Source organism: Streptomyces sp. NPDC048484, from assembly GCF_040651415.1.
Lineage (GTDB): Bacteria > Actinomycetota > Actinomycetes > Streptomycetales > Streptomycetaceae > Streptomyces.
On record NZ_JBEZJY010000001.1, the window covers coordinates 308,696 to 332,219 of the forward strand.

Annotated in this window: 18 protein-coding genes; 11 read left to right on the forward strand and 7 right to left on the reverse strand. The window is 70.6% G+C overall.

Features of this window, described 5'->3' with window-relative positions:
- Positions 1 to 62 precede the first annotated feature (62 nt).
- Both AB0D14_RS01305 and AB0D14_RS01310 read left to right on the forward strand, forming a co-directional pair.
- Positions 63 to 1,220, forward strand: a complete 1,158-nt coding sequence (locus tag AB0D14_RS01305) for an acyl-CoA dehydrogenase family protein (RefSeq protein ID WP_362773159.1) — start codon at positions 63 to 65, stop codon at positions 1,218 to 1,220.
- A 75-nt stretch (positions 1,221 to 1,295) separates the two neighbouring features.
- Positions 1,296 to 2,177: an acyl-CoA thioesterase II gene (locus tag AB0D14_RS01310; protein WP_362772889.1), complete on the forward strand. Its 882-nt coding sequence runs from the start codon at positions 1,296 to 1,298 to the stop codon at positions 2,175 to 2,177.
- A gap of 72 nt (positions 2,178 to 2,249) precedes the next feature.
- Here the strand turns inward: AB0D14_RS01310 and AB0D14_RS01315 are convergent, their stop codons facing one another.
- Entirely contained in the window at positions 2,250 to 3,047 is a 798-nt protein-coding gene (locus AB0D14_RS01315) for a phosphatase (protein WP_362772892.1), read from the reverse strand.
- A 200-nt stretch (positions 3,048 to 3,247) separates the two neighbouring features.
- On the reverse strand, positions 3,248 to 3,769 hold the full coding sequence (locus tag AB0D14_RS01320; protein ID WP_362772894.1) for a CGNR zinc finger domain-containing protein: 522 nt from the start codon (positions 3,767 to 3,769) through the stop codon (positions 3,248 to 3,250).
- A gap of 107 nt (positions 3,770 to 3,876) precedes the next feature.
- Here AB0D14_RS01320 and AB0D14_RS01325 point away from each other — a divergent pair, with 107 nt between their 5' ends.
- Positions 3,877 to 4,758, forward strand: coding sequence for an alpha/beta hydrolase (locus tag AB0D14_RS01325; RefSeq protein WP_362772896.1), 882 nt, complete (start codon positions 3,877 to 3,879; stop codon positions 4,756 to 4,758).
- 14 nt (positions 4,759 to 4,772) lie between these two features.
- Here the strand turns inward: AB0D14_RS01325 and AB0D14_RS01330 are convergent, their stop codons facing one another.
- Positions 4,773 to 6,479: a PucR family transcriptional regulator gene (locus tag AB0D14_RS01330; RefSeq protein ID WP_362772899.1), complete on the reverse strand. Its 1,707-nt coding sequence runs from the start codon at positions 6,477 to 6,479 to the stop codon at positions 4,773 to 4,775.
- Positions 6,480 to 6,638: 159 nt separating this feature from the next.
- Entirely contained in the window at positions 6,639 to 7,862 is a 1,224-nt protein-coding gene (locus AB0D14_RS01335) for a transposase (protein ID WP_362772902.1), read from the reverse strand.
- Positions 7,863 to 7,891: 29 nt separating this feature from the next.
- Here AB0D14_RS01335 and AB0D14_RS01340 point away from each other — a divergent pair, with 29 nt between their 5' ends.
- The 3 genes from AB0D14_RS01340 (at position 7,892) to AB0D14_RS01350 (ending at position 10,867) form a co-directional block, all read left to right on the forward strand.
- A complete protein-coding gene (locus AB0D14_RS01340; RefSeq protein WP_362772905.1) occupies positions 7,892 to 8,050 on the forward strand; it encodes an Arc family DNA-binding protein in 159 nt (52 codons plus the stop codon).
- A 151-nt stretch (positions 8,051 to 8,201) separates the two neighbouring features.
- Positions 8,202 to 9,170, forward strand: a complete 969-nt coding sequence (speB, locus tag AB0D14_RS01345; RefSeq protein ID WP_362772908.1) for an agmatinase — start codon at positions 8,202 to 8,204, stop codon at positions 9,168 to 9,170.
- Positions 9,167 to 10,867, forward strand: coding sequence for a thiamine pyrophosphate-binding protein (locus AB0D14_RS01350; protein WP_362772911.1), 1,701 nt, complete (start codon positions 9,167 to 9,169; stop codon positions 10,865 to 10,867). The genes speB and AB0D14_RS01350 overlap by 4 nt, the downstream gene beginning before the upstream one ends.
- Positions 10,868 to 10,958: 91 nt before the next feature.
- Here AB0D14_RS01350 and AB0D14_RS01355 read toward each other — a convergent pair whose 3' ends face one another.
- The 3 genes from AB0D14_RS01355 to AB0D14_RS01365 all read right to left on the reverse strand — a co-directional run bounded on the left by AB0D14_RS01355 (position 10,959) and on the right by AB0D14_RS01365 (position 15,818).
- A complete protein-coding gene (locus tag AB0D14_RS01355; protein WP_362772914.1) occupies positions 10,959 to 12,380 on the reverse strand; it encodes an FG-GAP and VCBS repeat-containing protein in 1,422 nt (473 codons plus the stop codon).
- A gap of 194 nt (positions 12,381 to 12,574) precedes the next feature.
- Entirely contained in the window at positions 12,575 to 13,378 is an 804-nt protein-coding gene (locus AB0D14_RS01360) for an endonuclease (protein ID WP_362772917.1), read from the reverse strand.
- A 247-nt stretch (positions 13,379 to 13,625) separates the two neighbouring features.
- Complete coding sequence (locus AB0D14_RS01365; protein ID WP_362772919.1) at positions 13,626 to 15,818, reverse strand: glycosyltransferase family 39 protein; 2,193 nt, start codon at positions 15,816 to 15,818, stop codon at positions 13,626 to 13,628.
- 38 nt (positions 15,819 to 15,856) lie between these two features.
- Here AB0D14_RS01365 and AB0D14_RS01370 point away from each other — a divergent pair, with 38 nt between their 5' ends.
- From AB0D14_RS01370 to AB0D14_RS01390, 5 genes are all read left to right on the forward strand, one after another.
- The gene (locus AB0D14_RS01370) at positions 15,857 to 16,120 is read left to right on the forward strand and encodes a hypothetical protein (RefSeq protein WP_362772921.1); all 264 of its coding nucleotides are present in this window, start codon (positions 15,857 to 15,859) and stop codon (positions 16,118 to 16,120) included.
- Positions 16,121 to 16,236: 116 nt separating this feature from the next.
- Positions 16,237 to 17,352: an esterase-like activity of phytase family protein gene (locus AB0D14_RS01375; protein WP_362772924.1), complete on the forward strand. Its 1,116-nt coding sequence runs from the start codon at positions 16,237 to 16,239 to the stop codon at positions 17,350 to 17,352.
- Between the two features lie 107 nt (positions 17,353 to 17,459).
- Positions 17,460 to 21,206: an ABC transporter ATP-binding protein gene (locus AB0D14_RS01380; RefSeq protein WP_362772927.1), complete on the forward strand. Its 3,747-nt coding sequence runs from the start codon at positions 17,460 to 17,462 to the stop codon at positions 21,204 to 21,206.
- Between the two features lie 205 nt (positions 21,207 to 21,411).
- Positions 21,412 to 21,795 (forward strand): hypothetical protein, encoded by a 384-nt coding sequence (locus AB0D14_RS01385; RefSeq protein ID WP_362772930.1) that lies wholly within the window; start codon positions 21,412 to 21,414, stop codon positions 21,793 to 21,795.
- Between the two features lie 211 nt (positions 21,796 to 22,006).
- Complete coding sequence (locus AB0D14_RS01390) at positions 22,007 to 23,479, forward strand: S28 family serine protease (protein WP_362772933.1); 1,473 nt, start codon at positions 22,007 to 22,009, stop codon at positions 23,477 to 23,479.
- Positions 23,480 to 23,524 lie beyond the last annotated feature (45 nt).

The window sequence follows — 23,524 nt, forward strand, 5'->3', positions numbered from 1 at the left end:
GGTAACGTGGAGCTGAGCAAGCGCTTAGACATGGAATCTTGAGCCAGGCGGAGGTGGGCGCGGTGCGCCGTACGGTGTTCAACGAGGATCACGAGGCGTTCCGGGAGACCCTGCGCGCCTTCATCGAGGCCGAGGTCGTCCCGGTCTACGACGAGTGGTTCGCGGCAGGCCAGGCGCCCCGCGACTTCTACTACAAGCTCGCCGAACTGGGCGTCTTCGGCATCCGCGTGGACGAGGAGTTCGGCGGCGCCGGCATCGACTCGTACAAGTTCGAAGCCGTGATGTATGAGGAGACCGCCCGCGCGGGTGTCTCCTTCGGCGGCTCCGGTGTGCACGTGCTGCTGGGCCTGCCCTACATCAAGGCGCTCGCCACCGACGAGCAGAAGAAGCGCTTCCTGCCGAAGTTCGTCTCCGGTGAGGAGATGTGGGCCCTCGCGATGACCGAGCCGGGCACCGGCTCCGACCTCGCGGGCATGAAGACCACCGCGAAGCTCTCCGAGGACGGCTCGCACTACGTCCTCAACGGCGCCAAGACGTTCATCACCGGTGGTGTGCACGCCGACCGCGTGATCGTCTGTGCCCGCACCTCCGCGCCCACGGCCGAGGACCGCCGCCACGGCATATCCCTCTTCGCCGTGGACACCAAGGCCGAGGGCTACTCGGTGGGCCGCAAGCTCGACAAGCTCGGCCTGAAGACCTCCGACACCGCCGAGCTGGCGTTCGTCGACGTGAAGGTGCCGTTCGAGGACCTCCTCGGCGAGGAGAACAAGGGCTTCCACTACCTCGGCGGCAACCTGCCCTCCGAGCGCTGGGGCATCGCCTTCGGCGCGTACGCCCAGGCCGCGGCCGCCGTCCGCTTCGCCAAGGAGTACGTGCTTGAGCGCACCGTCTTCGGCAAGCCGGTCTCCCACTTCCAGAACACCAAGTTCGAGCTGGCCGCCTGCCAGGCCGAGGTGGACGCCGCGCAGGCCGTCGCCGACCGGTCCCTGGAGGCCCTCGACCAGGGTGAGCTGTCCCCGGCCGAGGCCGCGTCCGCCAAGCTGTTCTGCACCGAGGTCGCGCACCGCGTCATCGACCGCTGCCTCCAGCTCCACGGCGGCTACGGCTTCATGAACGAGTACCCGATCGCCCGCCTGTACGCGGACAACCGCGTCAACCGCATCTACGGCGGCACCAGCGAGATCATGAAGTCGATCATCGCCAAGAACATGGGCCTGTAGAGCCGGACCCGAGACGGCATCCGAGAAACCGTCCGAGAAAACATCCGAGAAACCAATGCACGGTACAACTGACGCATGAGCCAGGCACTTGAAGCCCTGCTCGATCTGCTCGACCTCGAGCGGATCGAGCAGGACATCTTCCGCGGTCAGTCACGCTTCGCCGTCGTCCCGCGCGTCTTCGGCGGGCAGGTCGCGGCGCAGGCACTGGTCGCCGCGGGGCGCACGGTCCCCGGGGACCGGCTCGCCCACTCCCTGCACGCCTACTTCCTGCGCGCCGGGGACCCGGGCGCGCCCATCGTCTACACCGTCGACCGGATCCGCGACGGGCGCTCCTTCACCACGCGCCGGGTGGTCGCCGTCCAGCACGGGCAGCCGATCTTCCATCTCTCCGCGTCGTTCCAGACGTACGAGGAGGGCATGGACCACCAGGCCGACATGCCGCCCGCACCCGATCCGGAGACCTTGCAGACGGCCGCCGAGATGCTGCCGCGGTATCTGGACGCGTACGGCGACCAGGGCGTCGTCCAGCGGATGATGGAGGCCCGTGCCGCCGTCGACCTCCGCTATGTCGACGCGCCGCCTTTCGCCAGCGTCGGGGAGCCGCGCGAGCCCCGCTCCCAGGTGTGGTTCCGCACCAACGGCAAGCTCGACGGCGCCATCGACGAGCCGCTGCTGCACGTCTGCCTCGCCACGTACGTCTCCGACATGACGCTCCTGGACTCCGTACTGCTCGCCCACGGGCGCGGTGGCTGGGCCACCGGGGACGTCGTCGGGGCCTCCCTGGACCACGCGATGTGGTTCCACCGGCCGTTCCGCGCCGACGAATGGCTGCTGTACGACCAGGAGTCGCCGTCCGCGTCCGGCGGGCGGGGCCTCGGGCAGGCGCGTATCTACACGCAGGACGGACAGCTCGCGATCACGGTGATCCAGGAGGGCGTCGTACGGATCCCCCGGTGACGCGTGGACCGGTGGCACGCGAATCGGTGACGCGTGGTCCGGTGACGCGTGAACCGGGGGTCGGACGGCCGCTCACTCGCTGGTGGTGAGGCCCGCCGCGTCCAGCAGGTATGCCGTCATCGGGTCGTAGTGCCGGGGGCTCGTGACGTGGTCGTCCATGGGGACGGTCACCTGGACCGTGCCCTCGGACTCGGCGAGGAACAGGGCCGGGTCGTTGCAGTCCGCGTAGCCCATGGAGTCCACGCCCAGCTGGCCCGCGCAGCCCGCCCAGCCGTGGTCCGCGACGACCAGATCGGGCAGGGGGCGGCCCTCGCTCTCCAGGCCCTTCAGGATCGCCCGCATCGGCTCGCCCGAGTGGGTGTGCCACAGCGTCGCGCCGTGCTCCAGGACCGCGACGTCGGCGAACTGGAAGACGTACCCCTCGTCCGTGGTCAGCCCGTCCGGAATCACCACGATCTCGCAGCCGGCGGCGCGCAGCGCGGCGGCCGTCGCGCGGTGCACGTCCAGCAGGCCGCCCGGGTGGCCCGTCGCGAACAGCACGCGCTGTCTGCCCGCCGCCGCCTTGCGCAGCCGGCCGGCCATCCGCTCCAGCGCGTCGACCGTCAGCTCCGGGTCGATGGTGTCCTGGCCGTACCGGAACTCCGGGTCGTCGTTCACGCCGCACCGCTCGGCCATGACCGCGAGTACGTCCTGCTCGTCGGTCCAGCGGTCGCCGAGTTCCAGGCCGAGCCAGTAGTTGCGGTCGCCGTTGGCCAGCTTGCGGTAGTGGGAGAGGTTGTTCTCGCGGGGAGTGGCCACCTGGCCCGCGATACGCGTCTGGACGAGATGGTCGAGGAGGTCGGCGCGGCTGGGCGTCCCGGATATCGGCATGCCCCCATTCTGCCGGTGCGTTCCGCCGGGCGGCGCCGGGTATCGAACCGTGGGATTTGAGTCACTCCGGGTTTGAGCCACCCGGAGTCGAGTCACTTCGGAGCGGAGTCTCTCCGGAGTGCAGTCTCTCCGGAGTGCAGTCTCTCCGGGGTGGAGTCTCTGCGGGTTCGGGGCCGGTGGGGCGGATCGCGAGGAGCCGATCACGAGTCGGCCCGTGCCCGTGCCTGGTGCCGGCGGGCTTTGAGCCGGTTCCCGCAGGTCTTCATCGAACACCATCGGGCGGTGTTGGCCCGGCTGCGGTCCAGGAGGAAGAGGCGGCATTCAGGGTTCTCGCACGGCCGCAGCCGGCCGGGCATGCGCTCTTTGACGTCCGCCCACGCGAGCACGAGTTCCACGGCGAGCCTGCGCTCCGGCGGCACCTCCAAGTGCCACTCGATGCCCGACGCGCTGGGCTGCGGGACGCTGCGAACGCCTGCGAGGACCCGGCGCAGACGGGCCTCCGCCGACGTGTCCGAGCCCACAGCCCCCGAGCCCACCGCCTGAAGTGCGTCCCGGGCGGTGCGCAGCCACCGGCGCTCCTCGTCGCCGGGTCCGGACCCGGGCTCCCCGTGCTTCCGCGCCCAGCTGTCCACCCCGTGGTCGTCATGCCACAGGTCCTGGCGTCGGCCATCCACGACCGGGGTGCTGTTCAGCGCCTGTATCAGGGCCTGGTCGTCCAGCACGGACCTCACCTTCCCAGCTAACTCCATCGAGTGGTTTGACAGGTTACCCCAGGTGGCGGTCTACTGGACATCAAGGTAACCGTCATGGGTCGTCGAAGGAGTTAGTCATGGTTGAGATCCGTCACCGGTACGCGACAGTGCGGGGACATCGCGTCTTCTACCGCGAGGCAGGACCCCGCGAAGCGCCCACGCTCGTACTCCTGCACGGGTACCCCACCAGTTCCCGTATGTTCCGCCATCTCATTCCGGCGCTGGCCGATCGGTTCCACGTCATCGCCCCCGACCACCTCGGCTTCGGCAACTCCGATGCCCCGCCCGTGGACGCGTTCACCTACACCTTCGACTCCCTGACCGACATCACCGAAGCCCTGCTGGCCCAGCTCGGCGTCACCCGCTACGCCCTGTACGTCCAGGACTACGGCGCACCCATCGGCTGGCGGCTGGCCCTGCGCGCCCCGGACGCGGTCACCGCGGTGATCACGCAGAACGGCAACGCCTACGAGGACGGCTTCGTACCGGATTTCTGGAAGCCCGTATGGGCGTACTGCGAGGATCCGGGGCCCGGGACCGAACCCGCCGTCCGAGCCGCGCTCTCGCTCGACGCCATCCGCTGGCAGTACCTGCACGGAGTGGACCGGCCCGAGCTGGTCGATCCCGACACCTGGGCCGCTGACCACCGCGAGGTCAACCGGCCGGGCAACGACCTCGTACAGCTCGCCCTGTTTCGCGACTACGCCGTCAATCGGCCTCTCTACCCTCAGGTGCACGCCTACTTCCGGGAGCACCAGGTCCCTCTCCTGGCGGTCTGGGGCGCGGGCGACGAGATCTTCGGCCCGGACGGCGCGCGCGCCTTCACGAGGGACCTTCCGGACGCGGAGATCCACCTGGTTCCCGGAGGGGGACACTTCCTGCTCGAAAGCCATCTGGACACCGTGGCCGGGTACGTCCGCGGGTTCCTGACCCGTACCGTCACCGCATCGCCGACGTGAGGGCGGGGAACCGATCACGTGTGGCGGAGTGCGAACCACAGCTCCATGCGGACGTCGGGGTCGTCCAGGTCCGCGCCCAGGAGGGTCGCGCAGCGGGCGACGCGCTGACGGACCGTGTTGCGGTGGACGGCGAGGGCCACCGCCGTGCGGTCCCAACTGCCGTGCAGGGAGAGCCAGGTGCGAAGGGTCTCCGTGAGGGCGGGGTTCTCGGCGATGGGCGCGAGGACCGTACGGGCGTGGGCGGCGGCCTCGGCGGGCGGGACGAGCCCGGCGAGGCCCGGCGGCTCGCCCTGCCGGACCAGCCGCGCACGGGTCGCCCTCGCCCGGGACAGGGCGCGGGCGGCCTGGGTGTCGGCGGCCCGCCACTCGCGCGGGACGACGGGCGCGCTCGCACCGCACGTCCAGCCCGGCTGGGCGACGAGTTCACGGTGGCCCGCGGGGACGAGGACCCGTACGACGTCGCCGTCCACGTCGACCAGCGGGGAGCCGAGCGCCGCCCCGAGCGCCGACGCGGCGACGGCGTCCGGCGCGGGACCGTCCGGCCGCGCGTGCACGACGACCCACAGCTCGCCGGTGTCCAGCAAGGGCGCCACCTCCTCGGGCGCGGCCCCCAGCAGCATGCGGACGAGCGCCGAGGAACGGGCCGCGCCCGTGCTGCTCTGGTGCTCGCCGGTGAGGAGGGAGAGCAGCACGGCACCGACGGACGCGATGGTGTGGTCGCCCGGGTCGCGACGGGGAGCCGCCACGCCCAGGACGAAACCCTGGCCGGTGCCGAGGGCGTACGCGGCGAGATGGACGCCGGCGACGGTGTCACTGGCGGAGGAGGGTGTGGGGCCGATACCCGTACCTGCTCCCGCACCGGCTCCCGTGCCTGCTCCCGCACCGGCACCGGCACCGGCTCCCGAAGCTGAGCCGGCATCTGCTCCCGCTCCCGCTCCCGCTCCCGTACCCGTACCTGTACCCGTACCTGAGCCAACACCCGCAACCGAGCCGCCGGTCGCCGGCCGCACCACCGCCGCCAGTCCGGCCAGCGCCGCGCCCACCTCCGCGCCCGCCCCCGCCCCCGCCCTCGCCCTCGCGGTTACTCCCGTGCCCGGCAGTCGGCCCGCCGAAGCGACCTCCACGCCGTCCGGGGCGTACAGCGCGGCGCGGCCGCCCACCCGCTGGGCGAGCTGCCGCAGGACCGAGGGGACCGGGTCCGGGCGGGCCGCGGCGGCGGCCAGGCTCTGCTGCGCCTCCGTGACGCGGCGCAGCTCGGTGTGCCGGGCCTGGGCCATGAGCTGCCAGACCGCCCGCGCCACGCCGGAGAAGGTCGTCCGGGGCGGGACCTCCACCAGCGGCAGCCCGTAGTGGTCGCAGGCCTCGACCAGGGCGCGCGGCACCGTGTCGTGCACCGGCGCCACCCCGAAGCCGAGCGCCGCGCCCCCCGCCTCGACGATGCGGGACACGTAGGCGTCGAAGTAGGTGCCGGATCCGGCCGCCTCCGGAATGTGCACCCCGGCTGTGAGGAGCATCTCGCCGCCGAGCAGATACGGATACGGGTCCGCCATCTCCGAGGTGTGCGCCCAGTGGATCACCGTGGCCGGATCGCTCGGCCCCGCGATCAGCATCAGGCCGAGATCCTCGCGGGCCAGCAGGGCGGCGAGGGGGACCGGTGGTGTGGGCGGCACGGCGGGGGCGGCAGGGACGGCGGTGGTGGCAGGGGCGGCAGAGTCTGACATCGTGGACGTTTCCTCCATCGGATCCGGTGAGAGTGGATGAAACGTACACTTCAGCGCCGCTTTCCGGCCACCTAGGGTCGTGGCGACCAGTGGCCGCGGGGGGTGTGGCCGTCGACTACACATTGACTGCTCCCCCCCCGGAGGGAGGGGATTCCTGGCTCAGGCCGCCTTCCGGAGCGGCGCTCCAGAAGGTCTTACGCCCTCAACACCAGCCGGGGCCAGACCAGCCCGGACGAGCATCACGTGAGCGGAGTTCTTGTCCCTGGGGGATACGGCTCCGCACGAGGTGCAGGTGTAGGTACGTTCCGAAAGAGGAAGTGCGTGCTTGGTTCTCGCTCCGCACGATGCGCAGTCCATGGTGGTGTGCGCGGGGTTGACGAGGCGGACGTCCCGCCCGTGCTTGCGGCCCATCTCCAACAAGGCTTTCTTCGTAGCGCCGATGGCGGAGTCGGCTGCCTTGCGGGCCATGGTGGTCCTGGCGAGGAACTTCGGGCGAAAGTCCTCGACGGCCATGGCATCGTGGTCGACTACCACGCGCTTGGCCCACTTGCGGCCGGTGTCCTGCCGCTGCCGGGCCACCTTCTTGTACGCCTTGGCCCGCAGTTTCCTCGCTTCGCGGTAGCCCTTCGACGCCGCCTGTCCCCCGGCGGGTTTGCGGCGGGCCATCATCCGGTCGTACCGCGACACCTTCGTCTTGGCGGTCCGGCCGTGCTGGGCATGAGGGAGGTCGTGGGCGTCGCTGGTAGTAGTTGCGGTCTCCTTGACGCCCCAGTCCACGCCGATCACCGCGCCGGTTTTAGGGAGCGGCTGAATTTCGGCGGGCAAGACGAAGGAGGCATACCAGTGGCCGATACTGTCCCGGTACACGCGCACACTGGACGGCTCGGCCGACAATTCGCGCGACCAGACTACGGTCAGGACAATGCCGCCCGCGAGGTGCAGACGGCCGCCCTTCAGGCGGAAGCCGCGTTTGGTGTAGTTCAGCGACGGGTCGGCCTCGCGCTTTTTCTTCCACTTCGGCATCCCGGTCCGCTGCCGCTGCGGCAGGCGTTCCTTGATGTCCTTCTGTGCTTTCGCACGGGACTTACCGAAGTCCCGGATGATCTGCTGCTGGGGAACACTGGCGCCCTCCCGCAACCACGGTGTTTTCAGGCGGGCCTCGGTCAGCATCGTGTCGAGCTGGGCCGGACCGCAGGTCTGCTTGCTCTCGGGGTGCGCCTTGTTCTGCGCCTGCACGGCCTTGGACTTGGCTACGCACTCGTTCCACACCCAGCGGCATCTGTTCCACTCGGCGAGCAACTGAGTGTGGGCGGTCGACGACGCACGCAGCCGGTAGGTGTACCGGACATGCCCGGCGCCCTCAACCGACTCCAGTGTCTCCATGACACCATTCTGACACTAAAGTGCCGAGCATGGACGATGAAGTGCGCATCACGCTCAGACTGCCCGCCGACCTTCATTCGTGGCTGGTCGCTCAGGCCAAGTCCGCCCGCCGGTCCCTCAACTCCGAAATCGTGTTTCGCCTGGAGAGCGAGCGCGGCACCGTCGAGGCAGACGGCGAATCGCCTTGACGCGGCGGTGCTCGCCGCCTGGCGCGAACGCTTCGCGGGCCGGGGCTCCGAAGCCGCATCCGAACCCGTCGCGACTCACCAGTAGGGTCGGACGGAGAAGACGCGCATACGCGATGAAGCGTATGAACCGTAGGAAAGAGAGCGCTACCCGATGAACAGCAACGAGACGCCCCGCGGGCCCGTCGACTCGTCCCGCATACCGCGGTACGCGGGGCCTGCGACGTTCGCCCGGCTGCCCCGCCTCGACGAGGTCGGCACCACCGATGTCGCCGTGGTCGGTGTGCCGTTCGACGCGGGCGTCTCCTACCGGCCGGGGGCCCGCTTCGGCGGGAACGCGATCCGGGAGGCCAGCCGTCTCCTGCGGCCGTACAACCCCGCGCAGGACGCCTCGCCGTTCGCCCTCGCGCAGGTCGCGGACGCCGGAGACATCGCCGCGAACCCGTTCGACATCAACGAGGCCGTGGAGACCATCGAGGGCGCCGCCGACGAACTCCTCGGCACCGGCGCCCGGCTGATGACCCTCGGCGGCGACCACACCATCGCGCTGCCGCTGCTGCGCGCGGTCGCCAGGAAGCACGGCCCGGTCGCGCTCCTGCACTTCGACGCGCACCTCGACACCTGGGACACGTACTTCGGCGCCGAGTACACGCACGGCACCCCGTTCCGCCGGGCCGTCGAGGAAGGCATCCTCGACACCGAGGCGCTCTCGCATGTCGGCACCCGCGGCCCGCTGTACGGCAGGCAGGACCTGACCGACGACGAGAAGATGGGCTTCGGCATCGTCACCTCAGCGGACATCTACCGGCGCGGCGCCGACGAGGTGGCCGACCAGCTGCGGCAGCGCATCGGCGACCGCCCGCTCTACATCTCCATCGACATCGACTGCCTCGACCCGGCCCACGCGCCCGGCACCGGCACCCCCGAGGCCGGCGGCATGACCTCGCGCGAACTCCTGGAGATCCTGCGCGGCCTGGCCTCCTGCCACCTGGTCTCCGCGGACGTCGTCGAGGTGGCCCCCGCATACGATCACGCTGAGATCACCTCCGTCGCCGCGTCGCACACGGCGTACGAACTGACCACCATCATGTCCCGCCAGATTGCAGAGGCTCGAGCGCAGTGACCCACGACCACGACCTCGTGCTCCGCCCGACCGCCGAGCAGACGGAGGCCGCGCTCAACGCGCCGCCCGGACGCAACGGCGGAGACCTGGTCGTGGAGACCCTCGCCGGTCTCGGCGCGACCACCGTCTTCGGCCTGCCAGGACAGCACGCGCTCGGTATGTTCGACGCGCTGCGCCGCTCCGACCTGGCGTACGTCGGCCTGCGGGTCGAGAACAACGCCGGGTTCGCGGCGGACGCGTACGGCCGGATCACCGGCGAGGCGGCCCCGCTGCTCGTGTCGACCGGGCCGGGCGCCCTGACCTCGCTGGCCGCGCTCCAGGAGGCCGCAGCGGCATCCGCCCCCGTCCTCGCCGTCAGCAGCCAGATCCCGAGCGCGGGGCTCGGCGGCGGCCGGCACGGCTATCTGCACGAACTCCCGGACCAGCAGGCCTCGTTCAGGGGCGTGGTGAAGTCCGTCCACACGGTCCGTACGCAGTCGCAGATCCCCTCCGCGATCGCCGAGGCCTGGGAGTCGGCGCTCACCGCCCCGCACGGGCCCGTATGGGTGGAGATCCCGCAGGACGTCCTGCTTGCCGAGACGGTCCTGCCCGCCGTCACGGCCGTGGACGCCGCGCCCCACGACCTGCCCCCGCGCCCCGAACTGACCGCGGTGGCCGCCGACCTGCTCGCGAACGCGGCCCGCCCGGCGATCATCGCGGGCGGCGGAGTCGTACGTGCCGACGCGTCGGGCAAGCTGCGGCAGCTCGCCGAGCGGTTGAACGCGCCCGTCGTCACCACCTTCGGTGGCAAGGGCGCCTTCCCCTGGAACCACCCGCTCTCGCTCCAGTCCTGGCTGGAGGACCGGCACACCACCGACTTCCTGGAGGACGCCGACGTACTCCTCGTCGTCGGCTCAGGGCTGGGCGAACTCTCCTCGAACTACCACACGTTCAAGCCCCGCGGCCGTGTCATCCAGATCGAGGCCGACCTCGGCAAACTGGAGTCCAACCACCCGGCCCTCGGCATCCACGCGGACGCCCGCCTCGCCCTGTCGGCGTTGCTCGAAACCGTGCCGGAGGACACCTCTCCCGTACGGGAGGACGCGACGGCCGCGGACCGCGTACGGACCGTGCTCGACCTCGTCCGGGAGCGCATCGACGCCCAGGAACTCACCCTGGAACAGCAGGTGCTGGCCGCCGTCCGAGAGGCGCTGCCGGACCGGTCGGCCAGTTTCTGGGACATGACGATCCTGTCCTACTGGGCCTGGTCCGCCTTCGACGCCCGGCGCCCCAACACCATGCACTCCGCACAGGGCTCGGGCGGCCTCGGCTACGCCTTCCCGGCGGCGATCGGCGGTGCGGTCGCCGACCCCACCCACCCGGTCCTCGCGGTCTCCGGCGACGGTGGCGCGCTCTACTCCATCGCCGAACTCGCCACCGCCAGGCAGCACAACCTGGACGTGACCTGGCTCATCGTCGACGACGGTGGTTACGGCATCCTGCGCGAGTACATGACGGACGCCTTCGGGCAGTCCACGGCCACGGAACTGTCCCGCCCGGACTACGTGGCGCTCGCGGAGTCCTTCGGCGTCCCGGGCGTACGGACCACCCCGGACTCCCTCGCCGCCGACCTCGCCAAGTCCTTCGCCACGCCCGGCCCTTCGGTGGTCGTGCTGCCGGCGCTGCTGCGGATGTTCGCGCCGACGCACCTGGACTGAGCCCGAATTCCCTTTTCGGGCCGGACATGACGGTGGGGCGGCACGAGGCCGCCCCACCGTGTTGCTGTGGATCAGTTGGTCAGCGCAGATGTCAGCGCAGGTACGACCCGAAGCTCGCGGCCGTCGCCGGGGCGCCGAGGTCACCGGCACCGAACGCGAAGGACGAGGTGGCGGTGAGGCCGCTCGCCGTGCCGTTCAGGATCCAGACCGCGCCGTTCCCCTCGTTCTCGGCCGTGGAACCGGCCGCGAGGTCGGCGTGGCCGTCGCCGTCGAGGTCCAGCAGGGCGGTGCTCACACCGAACTCGTCGCTGTTCTCGGCGGCTCCGGGAATGCCGGCGGTGTTCTGGTGGAAGACCTGCGTCCCGGCGCCCGTGGCACCGGCGGCGCTGCCGGGGACCAGGGCGACCGAGCCGGTGTCGTAGATGTCGCCGACGTCCTCGCCCGGGATGCCGAGCGCGATGTCGGCGTAGCCGTCACCCGTGACGTCCGCGACCGAGACCGACCCGCCGATCTCGTCCTCCTCTTCCTCGGCTCCGGGGAACCCGGGGCTGTCCTGGTTGAAGGTCTGGACGCGGTCCGTGGACAGGCCGGTGGCCGAACCGAGGGCGACCTTGACGTTGCCGCCGCCCCAGTCGTTGCCGACCACGACGTCGTCGAAGCCGTCGTTGTTGACGTCCCCGATGCCGGTGCCCATCTTGTTGCTTGCGGCTTCACCGGGGACCCAGCTCCTGGTGAAGCCCGCGCTGCCGCCGCCGAGCAGCAGGGTGTTGCCCCAGACGCCGTCGCCCTCGTAGTGGAAGGCGACGATGTCGTCCTTGCCGTCACCGTTGACGTCGCCGGACTCGGTGGTGCCGACGGGGCCGCTGACCACCTCGCCGGTCTTCAGGAGGGGCAGCTTGGCGGCGGGCGTTCCGGCACGCGAGATCGGGCCCTTCCACACGGTCCCGGTGGCGTTCTCGGGGTCGTCGCCCTGGACGTCCTGGTGGGCGAAGAGGGTGAGGTCCGTCTTGCCGTCGCCGTCGAAGTCGCCGGTCTGCGGGTTGTCGTGACCGGCTATGGCCGTGCCGCCGGTGAGTCCGGACGCGGAGCCCCACAGGATGACGGAGCCGGCCTTGCCGCCCGAGATCACCAGGTCGCTGAAGCCGTCACGGTCCAGGTCGCCCTTGGTGAAGGTGGACCCGAACTGCTGGTTCGCGGTGGCGGAGCCGGGCACGCCGCTGGTGGAGCGGCTGATGATCTTCTTGTTGGCGGTGGAGACGCCGTCGGCCGAGCCGTACGTGACGGCCACGTATCCGGCCTTGGCCGCACTCGACACCGTGCCGTTCGGGGCGGACACGACGAGGTCGGCGTATCCGTCGCCGTTGAAGTCGTCCTGCGCGTCCGCGGCGGCGGTGGCGGCCTGGGCCGAGGCCCCGGTGAGAGCCATCGCGCCGAACCCTCCGGCGAGCAGCACCGCGGCTGCCAGGGGTGCGGTGAGACGCGCGTTACGAGTTCTGCGGTGTGCTCGGGACATACATGAACCTTTCGAGTCGGTCGGATTCCGCTTCTGCGTGCGGAATGCCGCGTTCACTGAGTTCGACTCGATCGGGGCGGCCCCGGTTGTGCGCCCCGATGTCATGAATTCGTAACCGAGGGGGCAGGTGTGGCGCTGAACTCCCGATTGGTAACCGGGGGTTCAGCGCTCCTCACCGTCGGTCCATCAACGGTCTACCAGATCGCCTCGACCCACTCCGGGTGGTCGATGAACGGATTCCGGTTGTGCTGGTAGTTGCTGTAGATCAGTTCGTTCCGGCGCGTCTCGGAGGTGCTGGGCGGGTCCGCCTCGTTCCACTGCTTCAGCACCGAGAGGCGGCCGTGGTACGGGACGCTGCCGTTGGTGACGGCGTCGTTGGGCTCCAGGTCGGGCCAGGAGTCGCCACCCTCGTAACGGACGGCCATGTAGAGGATCATCCGGGCCACATCGCCCTTGACGGCGGCGCGGGGCTCGAAGGAGTTCGAGTCGGTGAGGCTGCCGCCGCTGTTGGTGAAGCTGCTGCCGCCGTTGTCGAAGTCCTTGTTGCCGCGGATGCTGTTGACCTGGACGTCCTCGGGCCGCAGGTGATGCAGGTCGGTGCCGGGCCCGGCCGAGGTGCCGAAGTCGCCGTGGGACTGGGCCCACGTGTGCTCGCGGTTCCAGTCGCCGACGTCGCCGCCGTTGAGCGTCTTGCTGCGGGAGATGCCGGAGTAGAGCAGGACCACGTTGCTGCTGTTGTTCGGATCCTGGTCGGTGACCTTGAGCGCCTCCCAGACCGCGGAGTACGAGATCTTCGTCTGGCTGCTGATGATCGTGTGCAGCGAGCCCTTCAGTGCCGTGCCGGTCTTGCCGATCGCGTTCGCGTAGTACGTGTCGTCGTACGCGGTGGCGGTGGCCGCGGCGGGGGTCGCGGCGACCGTCGGGAGGGTGAGGCCGACGAGGACGGCGGAGACGCCGGCCGCCAGCGCCTTCCACTTGCCAAGCTGCGCTACGGACATATGGGGTGCCCTTTCCCGAGAACGGCACGCGCCGGGATGCGGGGCCCGGAGCGGTGGGAGCAACGGGTCCGCGTTCTACGCGTGTTGACACTTCGGTCAATCGGGAGGGTGGCATGGACATGAGGTTACTTGCATAACGAGAAAGAGACGTTTGTGTGACGTTCTCGCACACAGCACAACCCCTGGCCGTCTCCGGTCCAGGGGTTGTGAAGTGCCAGGGTTTTCCCCAATTGGCTTAGGGGTGGCCCTAGTTGACGTCCGAAGCGTCCAGGCGGTAGAGCGACTGGGTGTTCTGTGAGCCGGACGACTCGGAGGACTCCGACGACTCGGTGGATGCTGACGAGCCGCTGCTGTACTCGCTCGCCTTCACCGACGTGGCGTGCTTCTGCACCCAGGTGGTCACCTCGGAGCTGACGCCGCCGGAGTCGCCGCCCATGCCGCCGCCCCCGCTCATGCCGCCGCCCCCGCCCATGCCTCCGCCGCCGAGCACGATGTAGTGCAGCTCGCCCTTCTTCACGAGCTCCTTCAGCTTGGCGAGGGTCATGGCCTTGTCGCTGCCGGACCAGCCCCACATGGAGATGACGGGCTGCTTCGTGCTGACGATCAGCTGAGCCGCGCTCTGCGAACTGGACACCGCCACCAGCCACTTGGCGCCGTCCCGGTGCTTCTCCAGATACGTGGTCATGGCACTGTCGGCGCCACCGCCGGGACCGCCCATGCCGCCACCGCCACCGCCACCGCCACCACCTGAGCCGGTGCCGGTGCCGGTGCCGTTCGGCAGGGTGCCGGTCTGGCCGGTGCCCCGCTCCTGACCGCCGGGCTGCTGGCCGCTGCCCGGTGCCTGGCCGCCGTTGCCGCCGGGGAAGCCGCCCCGGCCGCCACCGCCACCGCCGGGTCCGCCGCCCACGCCGCCACCGGTGGTGGGGCCGGCCGTCGGGTTCGTACCGCTCATGCCGCCGCCGGAACTCGCGGTCACGGAGGCGGCGTACGCCGCGGGCCCGGCGAGGGAGGCGACGACGGCTGCGGCCAGGGCGCCGGAGAGGAAGCGCGCCCGGCGCCCGGACCGGAAGAGGAACAGCCCGACGATCGCCAGGACCATCACCGCCGCGATGGCCGGCCACAGCCAGCTGTTCCAGCCGGAGGCCCGCCGCAGCAGGACGACGGCCCAGACGCCGGTGGCGGCGAACGCCACGGGCAGCACCCAGGACCAGCGCTTGGCGTCACCTGCGCGGAAGGCGCGCAGGAGCATCGCCCCGCCGCCCCCGCACAGCGCCGCGATGCCGGGCGCGAGCGCGGTCGTGTAGTACGGGTGCATGGTGCCTTCGGCGAGGCTGAAGGTGAAGTAGTGCAGCACGGTCCAGCCGCCCCACAGGAGCAGTGCGGCACGCGTGAGGTCCGTACGGGGAGCGCGTCCGCGCAGGACGAGGCCGCCGACGAGGGCGATCCCGGCGAAGGGCAGCAGCCAGGAGATCTGGCCGCCCAGCACCTCGTTGAACATCCGGCCGATGCCGGCGGCCCCGGAGAAACCGCCTCCGCCTCCGCCTTCGCCGCCACCGCCTCCACCTCCGCCGTTGCCCTCGCCGCCGAGGACCCGTCCCAGGCCGTTGTAGCCCATGATCAGGTCCCAGGCGGTGCCGTCCGTCGACCCGCCGATGTACGGCCGCGACGAGGCGGGTACGAGTGACACGGCGGCGGCCCACCAGAAGCTGGAGACGGCGAGTGCGACCGCGGCGACGCCGAGGTTGCGTACGCGGCAGAGCCATCCGCCCTGGGCCGCGTACAGGTACACGGCGAAGACGGCGGGCAGGGCGATGTAGCCCTGGAGCATCTTGGTGTTGAAGGCGAACCCGAAGAGCACGGCCGAGCCGACCAGCGGCAGCAGCTTGCCGTTGTGCACGGCGCGCAGCGCCAGGGCCGCGCCCCCGACCATCAGGAGGACGAGCAGGGTGTCCGGGTTGTTGTCGCGGTTGATAGCGACGGTGATCGGGGTGAGCGCGAGGACGAGCGCGGCGACGGCGGCGGGGCCGTGTCCCCAGATCCGCTTGACGGACGAGTGCACGATCCAGATCGTGCCGAGGGCGGAGGCGACCAGAGGCAGCATCATCTGCCAGGTGCCGTACCCGAAGACACGGCAGGACAGCCCCATCGCCATCAGCACGAAGGGCGGCTTGTCCACGGTCATGAAGTTCCCGGCGTCCAGCGAGCCGAAGAACCAGGCCTTCCAGCTCTGCGTGCCGCTGTACACGGCGGCGCTGTAGAAGCTGTTCAGGCTGGAGGAGGAGAGGTTCCAGGAGTACAGCACGCCGGCCAGGACGAGGATCGCGCCCAGCACGGGCAGCGACCAGCGGGGCGCCTTCGCGGGCTGCGCGCCCGGCTCGACGGGCGGCGGCGAGGCGACGGCCTCGGGGGCTTGGGGGTACGGATCGGTGGCAGATGTCACCGGGTCATCGTGCGTGGGCGGATTTGGCGGGGGCTGTGGTGGACCTGGGACTCAGCTGTGAGCGACGGATCACCGGCAAGCTGACCTATCTGGCGCCGGGCAAACTGATGGTCGGCGACGACCGTGTCTTCTGGGTCGGCTTGAGCACGAAGATCACGGGCGGCGACATCTGCGGTGACCCCGAGACCCAGGAGGCGGAGAGCTGCACCTCCGACGAGCTGGACGCCGCGGCGAAGGACGGCAACCTGACGGTGGAGGTGGCGATCAAGGAAGGGATCGCCGAGTCGGTCACCCAGGTGTAGACCCGCCCCCCTCCGTCTCCGGCCCGCCCCGTTCCCTCCGCCGTACCCCACCCCCGCTGTCCGGAATTCACGGCCAGTACCCTCCCGCTCAACCACCCCCGCCCTACCGTGACGCCATGCGTCCGAGATCCGTACTCGCCACCCTCGCCACCGTCACCGCCGGCCTGGCGGCAGCCACGTGCCTCACCGCCGCCGGACCCGCCACCGCCCGGAGCGGGCCCGCCGACTCCACGGACGGCAACTCCTGTTCGTCCTCCGTGTCCATCGAGGGCTTCTCCGACGCCCTCGACAAGACGACGTACGAGAACACGTTCGTCGGCAACATCTCCGCGCTGGCCGTGGACCGCGACGGGGCGATCGCCGCCCTGTCCGACCGGTCCGCCCTCTTCACCCTGGACCCGAGGACGCTGCGACCGCGCTCCGTCGTGCCCCTGGCCGACGAGAGCGGCGCCGCGCTGGACTCCGAGGGGCTCGTCGTCGACCGCGACGGCACCCGGCTGGTGTCGTCCGAGACCGAGCCGTCGGTACGCCGGTACGGCCGGGACGGCACCGCCCTGGGGCGCCTCTCCGTGCCGGACGCCCTGCGCGTCGCCCCGGCCGGCCGCGCCGTGTCGAACCAGACCTTCGAGGCGCTGACCCTCTTCCCCGGCGGCCGCACCCTGCTGGCCGGCATGGAGGGCTCCCTGTCCGGTGACACCCCGGGCGTCGTACGCCTCCAGAGCTGGCAGCGCCACGACAGCCACGGCGCCCACCACAGCCACGCCGTCCACGGCCACCAGGACTTCCGGCTCGCGGCCCAGTACGGGTACCGCACGGACACCGGCCTCGGGGTCGTCGAAACCGCCGCGACCCCGGACGGCAGCCGCCTCCTCGTCCTGGAACGCGGCTTCACGCCGGGGGTCGGCAACACGGTGCGCCTCTACCTGGCCGACCTGCGCCACGCCACGGACACCAGCGGAGTCGAGGCGCTGACCGGCCAGGACGGCGTACGACTCGTCCGCAAGACCCTCCTCGCCGACCTCGCGGACTGCCCCTCCCTCGGCGCGACCGCCAAGCAGCCGCAGCCCAATCCGCTCCTCGACAACATCGAGGGAATGACGATCACCGGCCGCACTCCCGGCGCCCACCGCACCCACGGCGCCCACAGTGCCCTGAAGGTCCTCCTGGTCAGCGACGACAACCAGAACGCGGTCCAGACGACCCGCTTCTACTCCCTCCGCGTACGCCTCTGAACGATCACATGAACTGTTGCGGAGGGATGAAATCCGCTTCAATCCGTGTTGGTGCCTTCCGGGCGATCAGGACCGGCTGACCGGCCGACGGAAGGAAGGCACCAGGAGTGACAACGCAGCGGGGATGGGCACGGCGGCTGGCCGGGTACGCCTGGCGGTACCCGAAGGACGTCGTGCTCGCGCTGGGCGCCTCGCTCGGGGGCATGGCCGTCATGGCCCTGGTCCCCCTGATCACCAAGGTGATCATCGACGACGTCGTCGGGGACCACTCCCGCGACATGGCTCCCTGGGCCGGCGCGCTCATCGGCGCCGGTGTCGTCGTCTACGTTCTCACCTACATCCGCCGCTACTACGGCGGCCGTCTCGCGCTCGACGTCCAGCACGACCTGCGCACGGACATGTACGAGACGATCGTCCGCCTCGACGGCAGGCGCCAGGACGAGCTGTCGACCGGCCAGGTGGTGGGGCGCGCGACCAGCGACCTCCAGCTCATCCAGGGCCTGCTCTTCATGCTCCCGATGACGATCGGGAACATCCTCCTCTTCCTGATCTCCCTCGGGATCATGGCATGGCTCTCGCTCCCGCTCACCCTCGTCGCGCTGGCGGTGGCCCCCGCCATCTGGTTCATCGCCAGGCGCAGCCGCTCCAAGCTCCACCCGGCGACCTGGTACGCCCAGGCGCAGGCCGCCGCGGTGGCCGGGGTGGTCGACGGCGCGGTCAGTGGCGTACGGGTGGTGAAGGGCTTCGGCCAGGAGGACCAGGAGACCGGGAAGCTCCGCGAGATCGGCCGCCGGCTCTTCGCGGGACGCCTGCGCACGATCCGCCTCAACTCCAAGTACACCCCGGCCCTCCAGGCGGTCCCGGCCCTCGGCCAGGTCGCCATGCTGGCGCTCGGCGGCTGGCTGGCGGTGCGGGGCCAGGTCACCCTGGGTACGTTCGTGGCCTTCTCCTCCTACCTCGCCCAGCTCGTGGGCCCCGTCCGGATGCTCGCCATGGTCCTCACGGTCGGCCAGCAGGCCCGGGCCGGCGCCGAACGCGTCCTGGAGCTGATCGACACCAGGCCGTCGATCGAGGACGGCACGAAAGCCCTCCCCGCCGACGCCCCCGCGACCGTCGAGTTCGACGGCGTGTCCTTCGCCTACGACGACGCCCGCCCGGTCCTGGACGGCCTCAGCTTCGAGATCCGCGCCGGCGAGACCCTCGCGGTCGTCGGCTCCTCCGGCTCCGGCAAGTCCACGGTCTCCCTGCTCCTGCCCCGCTTCTACGACGTGACCGGCGGCGCGGTCCTCATCGGCGGCCTCGACGTGCGCGAGCTGACCTCCGACTCCCTCCGGGCCGCGATCGGACTCGTCCCCGAGGACTCCTTCCTCTTCTCGGACACCGTCGGCGCCAACATCGCGTACGGCCGGCCCGAGGCCACCCAGGAGGAGATCGAGACGGCTGCCCGGGCCGCCCGGGCGGACCGCTTCATCGCGGCGCTGCCCGACGGTTACGACACCAAGGTCGGCGAGCACGGCCTCACCCTCTCCGGCGGTCAGCGCCAGCGGGTGGCCCTGGCCCGCGCGATCCTCACCGACCCGCGGCTGCTGGTCCTCGACGACGCCACCTCCGCGGTCGACGCGCAGGTCGAGCACGAGATCCACGAGGCCCTGCGCGGTGTCATGGCGGGCCGCACGACGCTCCTCATCGCCCACCGCCGCTCCACCCTGAACCTCGCCGACCGCATCGCCGTCCTCGACGGCGGCCGCCTCGCCGACATCGGCACGCACGAGGAGCTGGCCGAACGCTCGCCGCTCTACCGCAGGCTGCTCACCGACCCCGACGAGCTGGGCGGGGTCTCGCCCGGGCACGTCAAGCCGTCCTGTCCGCAGGAGGACGCGGAGGACACCTCCGTACGGGACGAGCTGGACGCCGAGTTCGACGCCGAACGCGGTGTCACCCCGCGTCTGTGGACCGGCGACCGCGAACCCAAGGACATGGCGCTGGCCGGCACGCCCGCGACCCCCGAACTCCTCGCCCAGGTCGACGCCCTGCCGCCCGCCACCGACCTGCCCGCCATCGACGAGGCACGCGCGGTCACGCCGGAGGACTCGTACGGGCTGCGGCGCCTGCTGCGGGGCTTCGGGCTCCCGCTGCTCGCCAGCCTCGGCCTCGTCGCCGTCGACGCGGGCATGGGCCTGCTGCTGCCGGTCCTGATCCGGCACGGCATCGACGAGGGCGTCTCGGAGCTGGCGCTCGGCGGCGTGTGGGCGGCCTCGGCGATCGCGTTGATCAGCGTTGTCGTCCAGTGGACGGCGCAGGTCGGCGAGACCCGGATGACCGGACGCACGGGCGAACGGGTCCTGTACTCGCTCCGGTTGAAGATCTTCGCGCAGCTCCAGCGGCTCGGACTCGACTACTACGAGCGGGAGCTGACCGGCCGGATCATGACCCGGATGACGACGGACGTGGACGCGCTGTCCACGTTCCTCCAGACCGGTCTGGTCACCGCCTTCGTCTCCGTCGTCACCTTCTTCGGCATCATGGGCGCCCTGCTGGTGATCGACATACAGCTGGCCCTGATCGTCTTCCTGACGCTGCCGCCGCTGATCGTCGGCACCTTCTTCTTCCGCCGGTCCAGCGTGAAGGCGTACGAACTCGCCCGTGAGCGGGTGTCCGTGGTGAACGCGGATCTCCAGGAGTCGGTGTCGGGGCTGCGGATCCTCCAGGCGTTCCGCCGCGAGGGAGCGGGCGGCAGGCGTTTCGCGGAGGGCAGCGAGAGCTACCGCCAGGCCCGTATCCGCGGGCAGTGGCTGATCTCCATCTACTTCCCGTTCGTGCAGCTGCTGTCGTCGGTGGCGGCCGCCTCGGTGCTCGTCGTGGGCGCGGGGCGCGTCGACGCGGGCACCCTCACCACCGGCGCGCTGGTGGCGTACCTCCTCTACATCGACCTGTTCTTCGCCCCCGTGCAGCAGCTCTCGCAGGTCTTCGACGGCTACCAGCAGGCGACCGTCTCCCTCGGCCGGATCCAGGAGCTGCTCCAGGAGCCGACGTCCACGACGGCCGCCGAGAAGCCGCTGGAAGTCAGGTCCCTGCGCGGCGAGATCGCCTTCGAGGACGTGGACTTCGCGTACAGCCGCCCCGGCGATGGCGATACGGACGCCGAGGCGGAGGAGGCGCTCAGCGGGGTCCGCCTGACCATCCCCGCCGGGCAGACCGTCGCGTTCGTCGGTGAGACGGGCGCGGGCAAGTCGACCCTGGTCAAACTGGTGGCCCGGTTCTACGATCCCACCGGCGGCCGGGTCACGGTCGACGGCACGGACCTGCGCTCGCTCGACCTGACCTCGTACCGGCACCGGCTGGGCACCGTCCCGCAGGAGTCGTACCTCTTCCAGGGCACCGTCCGGGACGCCATCGCCTACGGCCGCCCGGACGCCACGGACGCCGAGGTGGAGGCGGCGGCCCGCGCGGTCGGCGCGCACGACATGATCGCCACGCTGGACGGCGGCTACCTCCACGAGGTCGCCGAGCGCGGCCGCAACCTCTCCGCCGGGCAGCGCCAGCTGATCGCGCTGGCCCGCGCCGAACTGGTCGACCCGGACATCCTGCTCCTCGACGAGGCCACCGCCGCACTCGACCTGGCCACCGAGGCCCAGGTCACCCAGGCCACCGACCGCATAGCGGGCCGTCGTACGACACTGGTGGTCGCCCACCGGCTGACGACGGCCGCCCGGGCGGACCGTGTCGTGGTGATGGCCGACGGCCGGGTCGCGGAGGACGGTACGCACGAAGAGCTGCTCGCACTCGGCGGCCGGTACGCGCGGTTGTGGCGGACGTTCGTGGGGGAGCCGGACCCGGTCGGCAGCGCGACGTGACGTGACGTCCGGGACGCGATCCGGCGCGGAGAACCGGATCGCGTCCCGAGCACCGTGCCGGATCGCGCCTTGAACGCCGTGCCGAATCGCATCCCGAATACGCAGAAAAGCCGCAACCGACGGGTAAGGCAACCGTTCGCTGTACGCCATGCGTCCGTACATCAGTACGCCAACAGTCGCGGGCCATGGAGGGACACCAGTGGACATGGGCGCGATACGCCGATGCCTCGTGCTCGGTACGGCCGTGCTGACGACGTCCGGGCTGCTGACGCTCGCGGGCCCGGTGGGCGACGCGTCGGCGGCAGCCCTGTGCTCCGGGCGGAAGGTGCGCACGCTGACCTTCTCCACCGGGTTCGTGGACGTCCACAAGAAGCGCGGATACGTGTGCGCGGTGACCTACCCCAAGAAGGTGGGCGCCCGTCGCTACATGATGGTGAGTGTGCAGGCCCGCGGGAGTGCGCGGGTGCCCAACGCGGGCCGGTTCACGAGGTACGCGGGCCCGGTGAGGGTGCACGCGGGGCACCGCTGCGTGCGGATCAAAGGGGCCGTCGGTTCGGGCTCGGTCGGCACGGGCTGGATTCTCTGCTGAGTCGCTGAGTCGCTGAGTCGCTGAGTCGCCGCGTCGCAGACCGCCGAGCCGCCGAGCCACAGAGCCGCTGAGTCAGTCGATCTTCCCGCCCTTCCCAGCCAGTCACGCGATCTTCGTGCCATCTTGTCCGTAATGCCGTCAACATCCCCTGGTGCGACAGCTGATGCTCCGCTAGGTTCCGGCGGACATCTGCGTATTCAGGGGAGAACGCATGCGCAAGACGCTCAGAGGGCTGTTGTCTCTCACGGTGCTCATAGGCACTGTGAGCACGGCCGGGGTGGCCACCGCCGCCCAGCCGGACATCACCGGCTCCATCATCGGCTCCGGCACCGGATCCGATCTCGTCACGGACGAGGCCGCGGACATCAAGGACCGGCTCCTCGCGATACCGGGCATGAGCCTGGTCGAGGAGAAGCCCTACACCGGCTACCGCTTCTTCGTCCTCAACTACACCCAGCCGGTCGACCACCGGCACCCGTCCAAGGGCACCTTCCAGCAGCGCATCACCGTGTTGCACAAGGACACGTCCCGCCCGACGGTCTTCTACACCGGCGGCTACAACGTCTCCACGACCCCGAGCCGCCGCGAGCCGACCCAGATCGTGGACGGCAACCAGATCTCGATGGAGTACCGCTACTTCACCCCGTCCCGGCCCGCGCCGGCCGACTGGTCGAAGCTCGACATCTGGCAGGCGGCCAGCGACCAGCACCGCATCTTCAAGGCCCTCAAGCCGGTCTACGACAAGAAGTGGGTCTCCACCGGCGGTTCGAAGGGCGGCATGACCGCCACGTACTTCGAGCGCTTCTACCCGCGTGACATGGACGGCGTCGTCGCGTACGTCGCCCCCAACGACGTGGTGAACAAGGAGGACTCGGCGTACGACCGGTTCTTCGCGAAGGTCGGCACCAAGGAGTGCCGCACCCGGCTGAACGCGGTGCAGCGCGAGGCGCTCGTCCGCCGCGCGCCGCTGGAGAAGAAGTACAAGGAGCTGGCCGCCGCCGAGGGGTACACCTTCAACACCGTCGGCAGCCTGGACAAGGCGTACGAGGCGGTCGTCCTCGACTACGTGTGGGGCTTCTGGCAGTACAGCCTGCTCGCCGACTGCGACACGATCCCGGCGGACGCGAAGAACGCGACGGACGACGAGATCTGGACGTCGATCGACACGATCTCCGGCTTCTCGGCCTACACGGACCAGGGCCTTGAGCCGTACACGCCGTACTACTACCAGGCGGGCACGCAGCTCGGTGCGCCGACGATCGGCTTCCCGCACATCGAGAAGAAGTACATCCGCTACGGCTACCAGCCGCCGCGGAACTTCGTGCCGCGCGACATCTCGATGAAGTTCCAGCCGGGTGCGATGCGTGACGTCGACTCCTGGGTCAAGCACAACGCGAACCACATGCTGTTCGTGTACGGCCAGAACGACCCGTGGGGTGCCGAGCCGTTCCACCTCGGCAAGGGCGCCCGTGACTCGTACGTCTTCACGGCCCCGGGCCTGAACCACGGCGCCAACGTCGCGGGTCTCGTCCCCGACCAGAAGGCCATCGCCACGGCTCGCATCCTCCAGTGGGCGGGCGTCGCCACGGCCGCCGTCCAGGCGAACCCGGAGAAGGCGAAGCCGCTGGCCAAGTACGACTCGAAGCTGGACAAGCGCAAGGTCGAGCGCCAGCTCCGGCCGTAGCGGACCCGGCGACGACTCCTCGGCGGTCCTGAGTACTGCTCAGCA

What these genes read in the sequence shown, in the direction of transcription:
- AB0D14_RS01330 (WP_362772899.1), bottom strand. Translation starts at nt 6,479, where the DNA reads ATGTCAGACTCTGCCGCCCCTGCCACCACCGCCGTCCCTGCCGCCCCC.
- AB0D14_RS01375 (WP_362772924.1), top strand. Translation starts at nt 16,237, where the DNA reads ATGCGTCCGAGATCCGTACTCGCCACCCTCGCCACCGTCACCGCCGGC.
- AB0D14_RS01360 (WP_362772917.1), bottom strand. Translation starts at nt 13,378, where the DNA reads ATGTCCGTAGCGCAGCTTGGCAAGTGGAAGGCGCTGGCGGCCGGCGTC.
- AB0D14_RS01310 (WP_362772889.1), top strand. Translation starts at nt 1,296, where the DNA reads ATGAGCCAGGCACTTGAAGCCCTGCTCGATCTGCTCGACCTCGAGCGG.
- AB0D14_RS01390 (WP_362772933.1), top strand. Translation starts at nt 22,007, where the DNA reads ATGCGCAAGACGCTCAGAGGGCTGTTGTCTCTCACGGTGCTCATAGGC.
- AB0D14_RS01355 (WP_362772914.1), bottom strand. Translation starts at nt 12,380, where the DNA reads ATGTCCCGAGCACACCGCAGAACTCGTAACGCGCGTCTCACCGCACCC.
- AB0D14_RS01340 (WP_362772905.1), top strand. Translation starts at nt 7,892, where the DNA reads ATGGACGATGAAGTGCGCATCACGCTCAGACTGCCCGCCGACCTTCAT.
- AB0D14_RS01315 (WP_362772892.1), bottom strand. Translation starts at nt 3,047, where the DNA reads ATGCCGATATCCGGGACGCCCAGCCGCGCCGACCTCCTCGACCATCTC.
- AB0D14_RS01325 (WP_362772896.1), top strand. Translation starts at nt 3,877, where the DNA reads ATGGTTGAGATCCGTCACCGGTACGCGACAGTGCGGGGACATCGCGTC.
- AB0D14_RS01385 (WP_362772930.1), top strand. Translation starts at nt 21,412, where the DNA reads ATGGGCGCGATACGCCGATGCCTCGTGCTCGGTACGGCCGTGCTGACG.
- AB0D14_RS01335 (WP_362772902.1), bottom strand. Translation starts at nt 7,862, where the DNA reads ATGGAGACACTGGAGTCGGTTGAGGGCGCCGGGCATGTCCGGTACACC.
- speB (WP_362772908.1), top strand. Translation starts at nt 8,202, where the DNA reads ATGAACAGCAACGAGACGCCCCGCGGGCCCGTCGACTCGTCCCGCATA.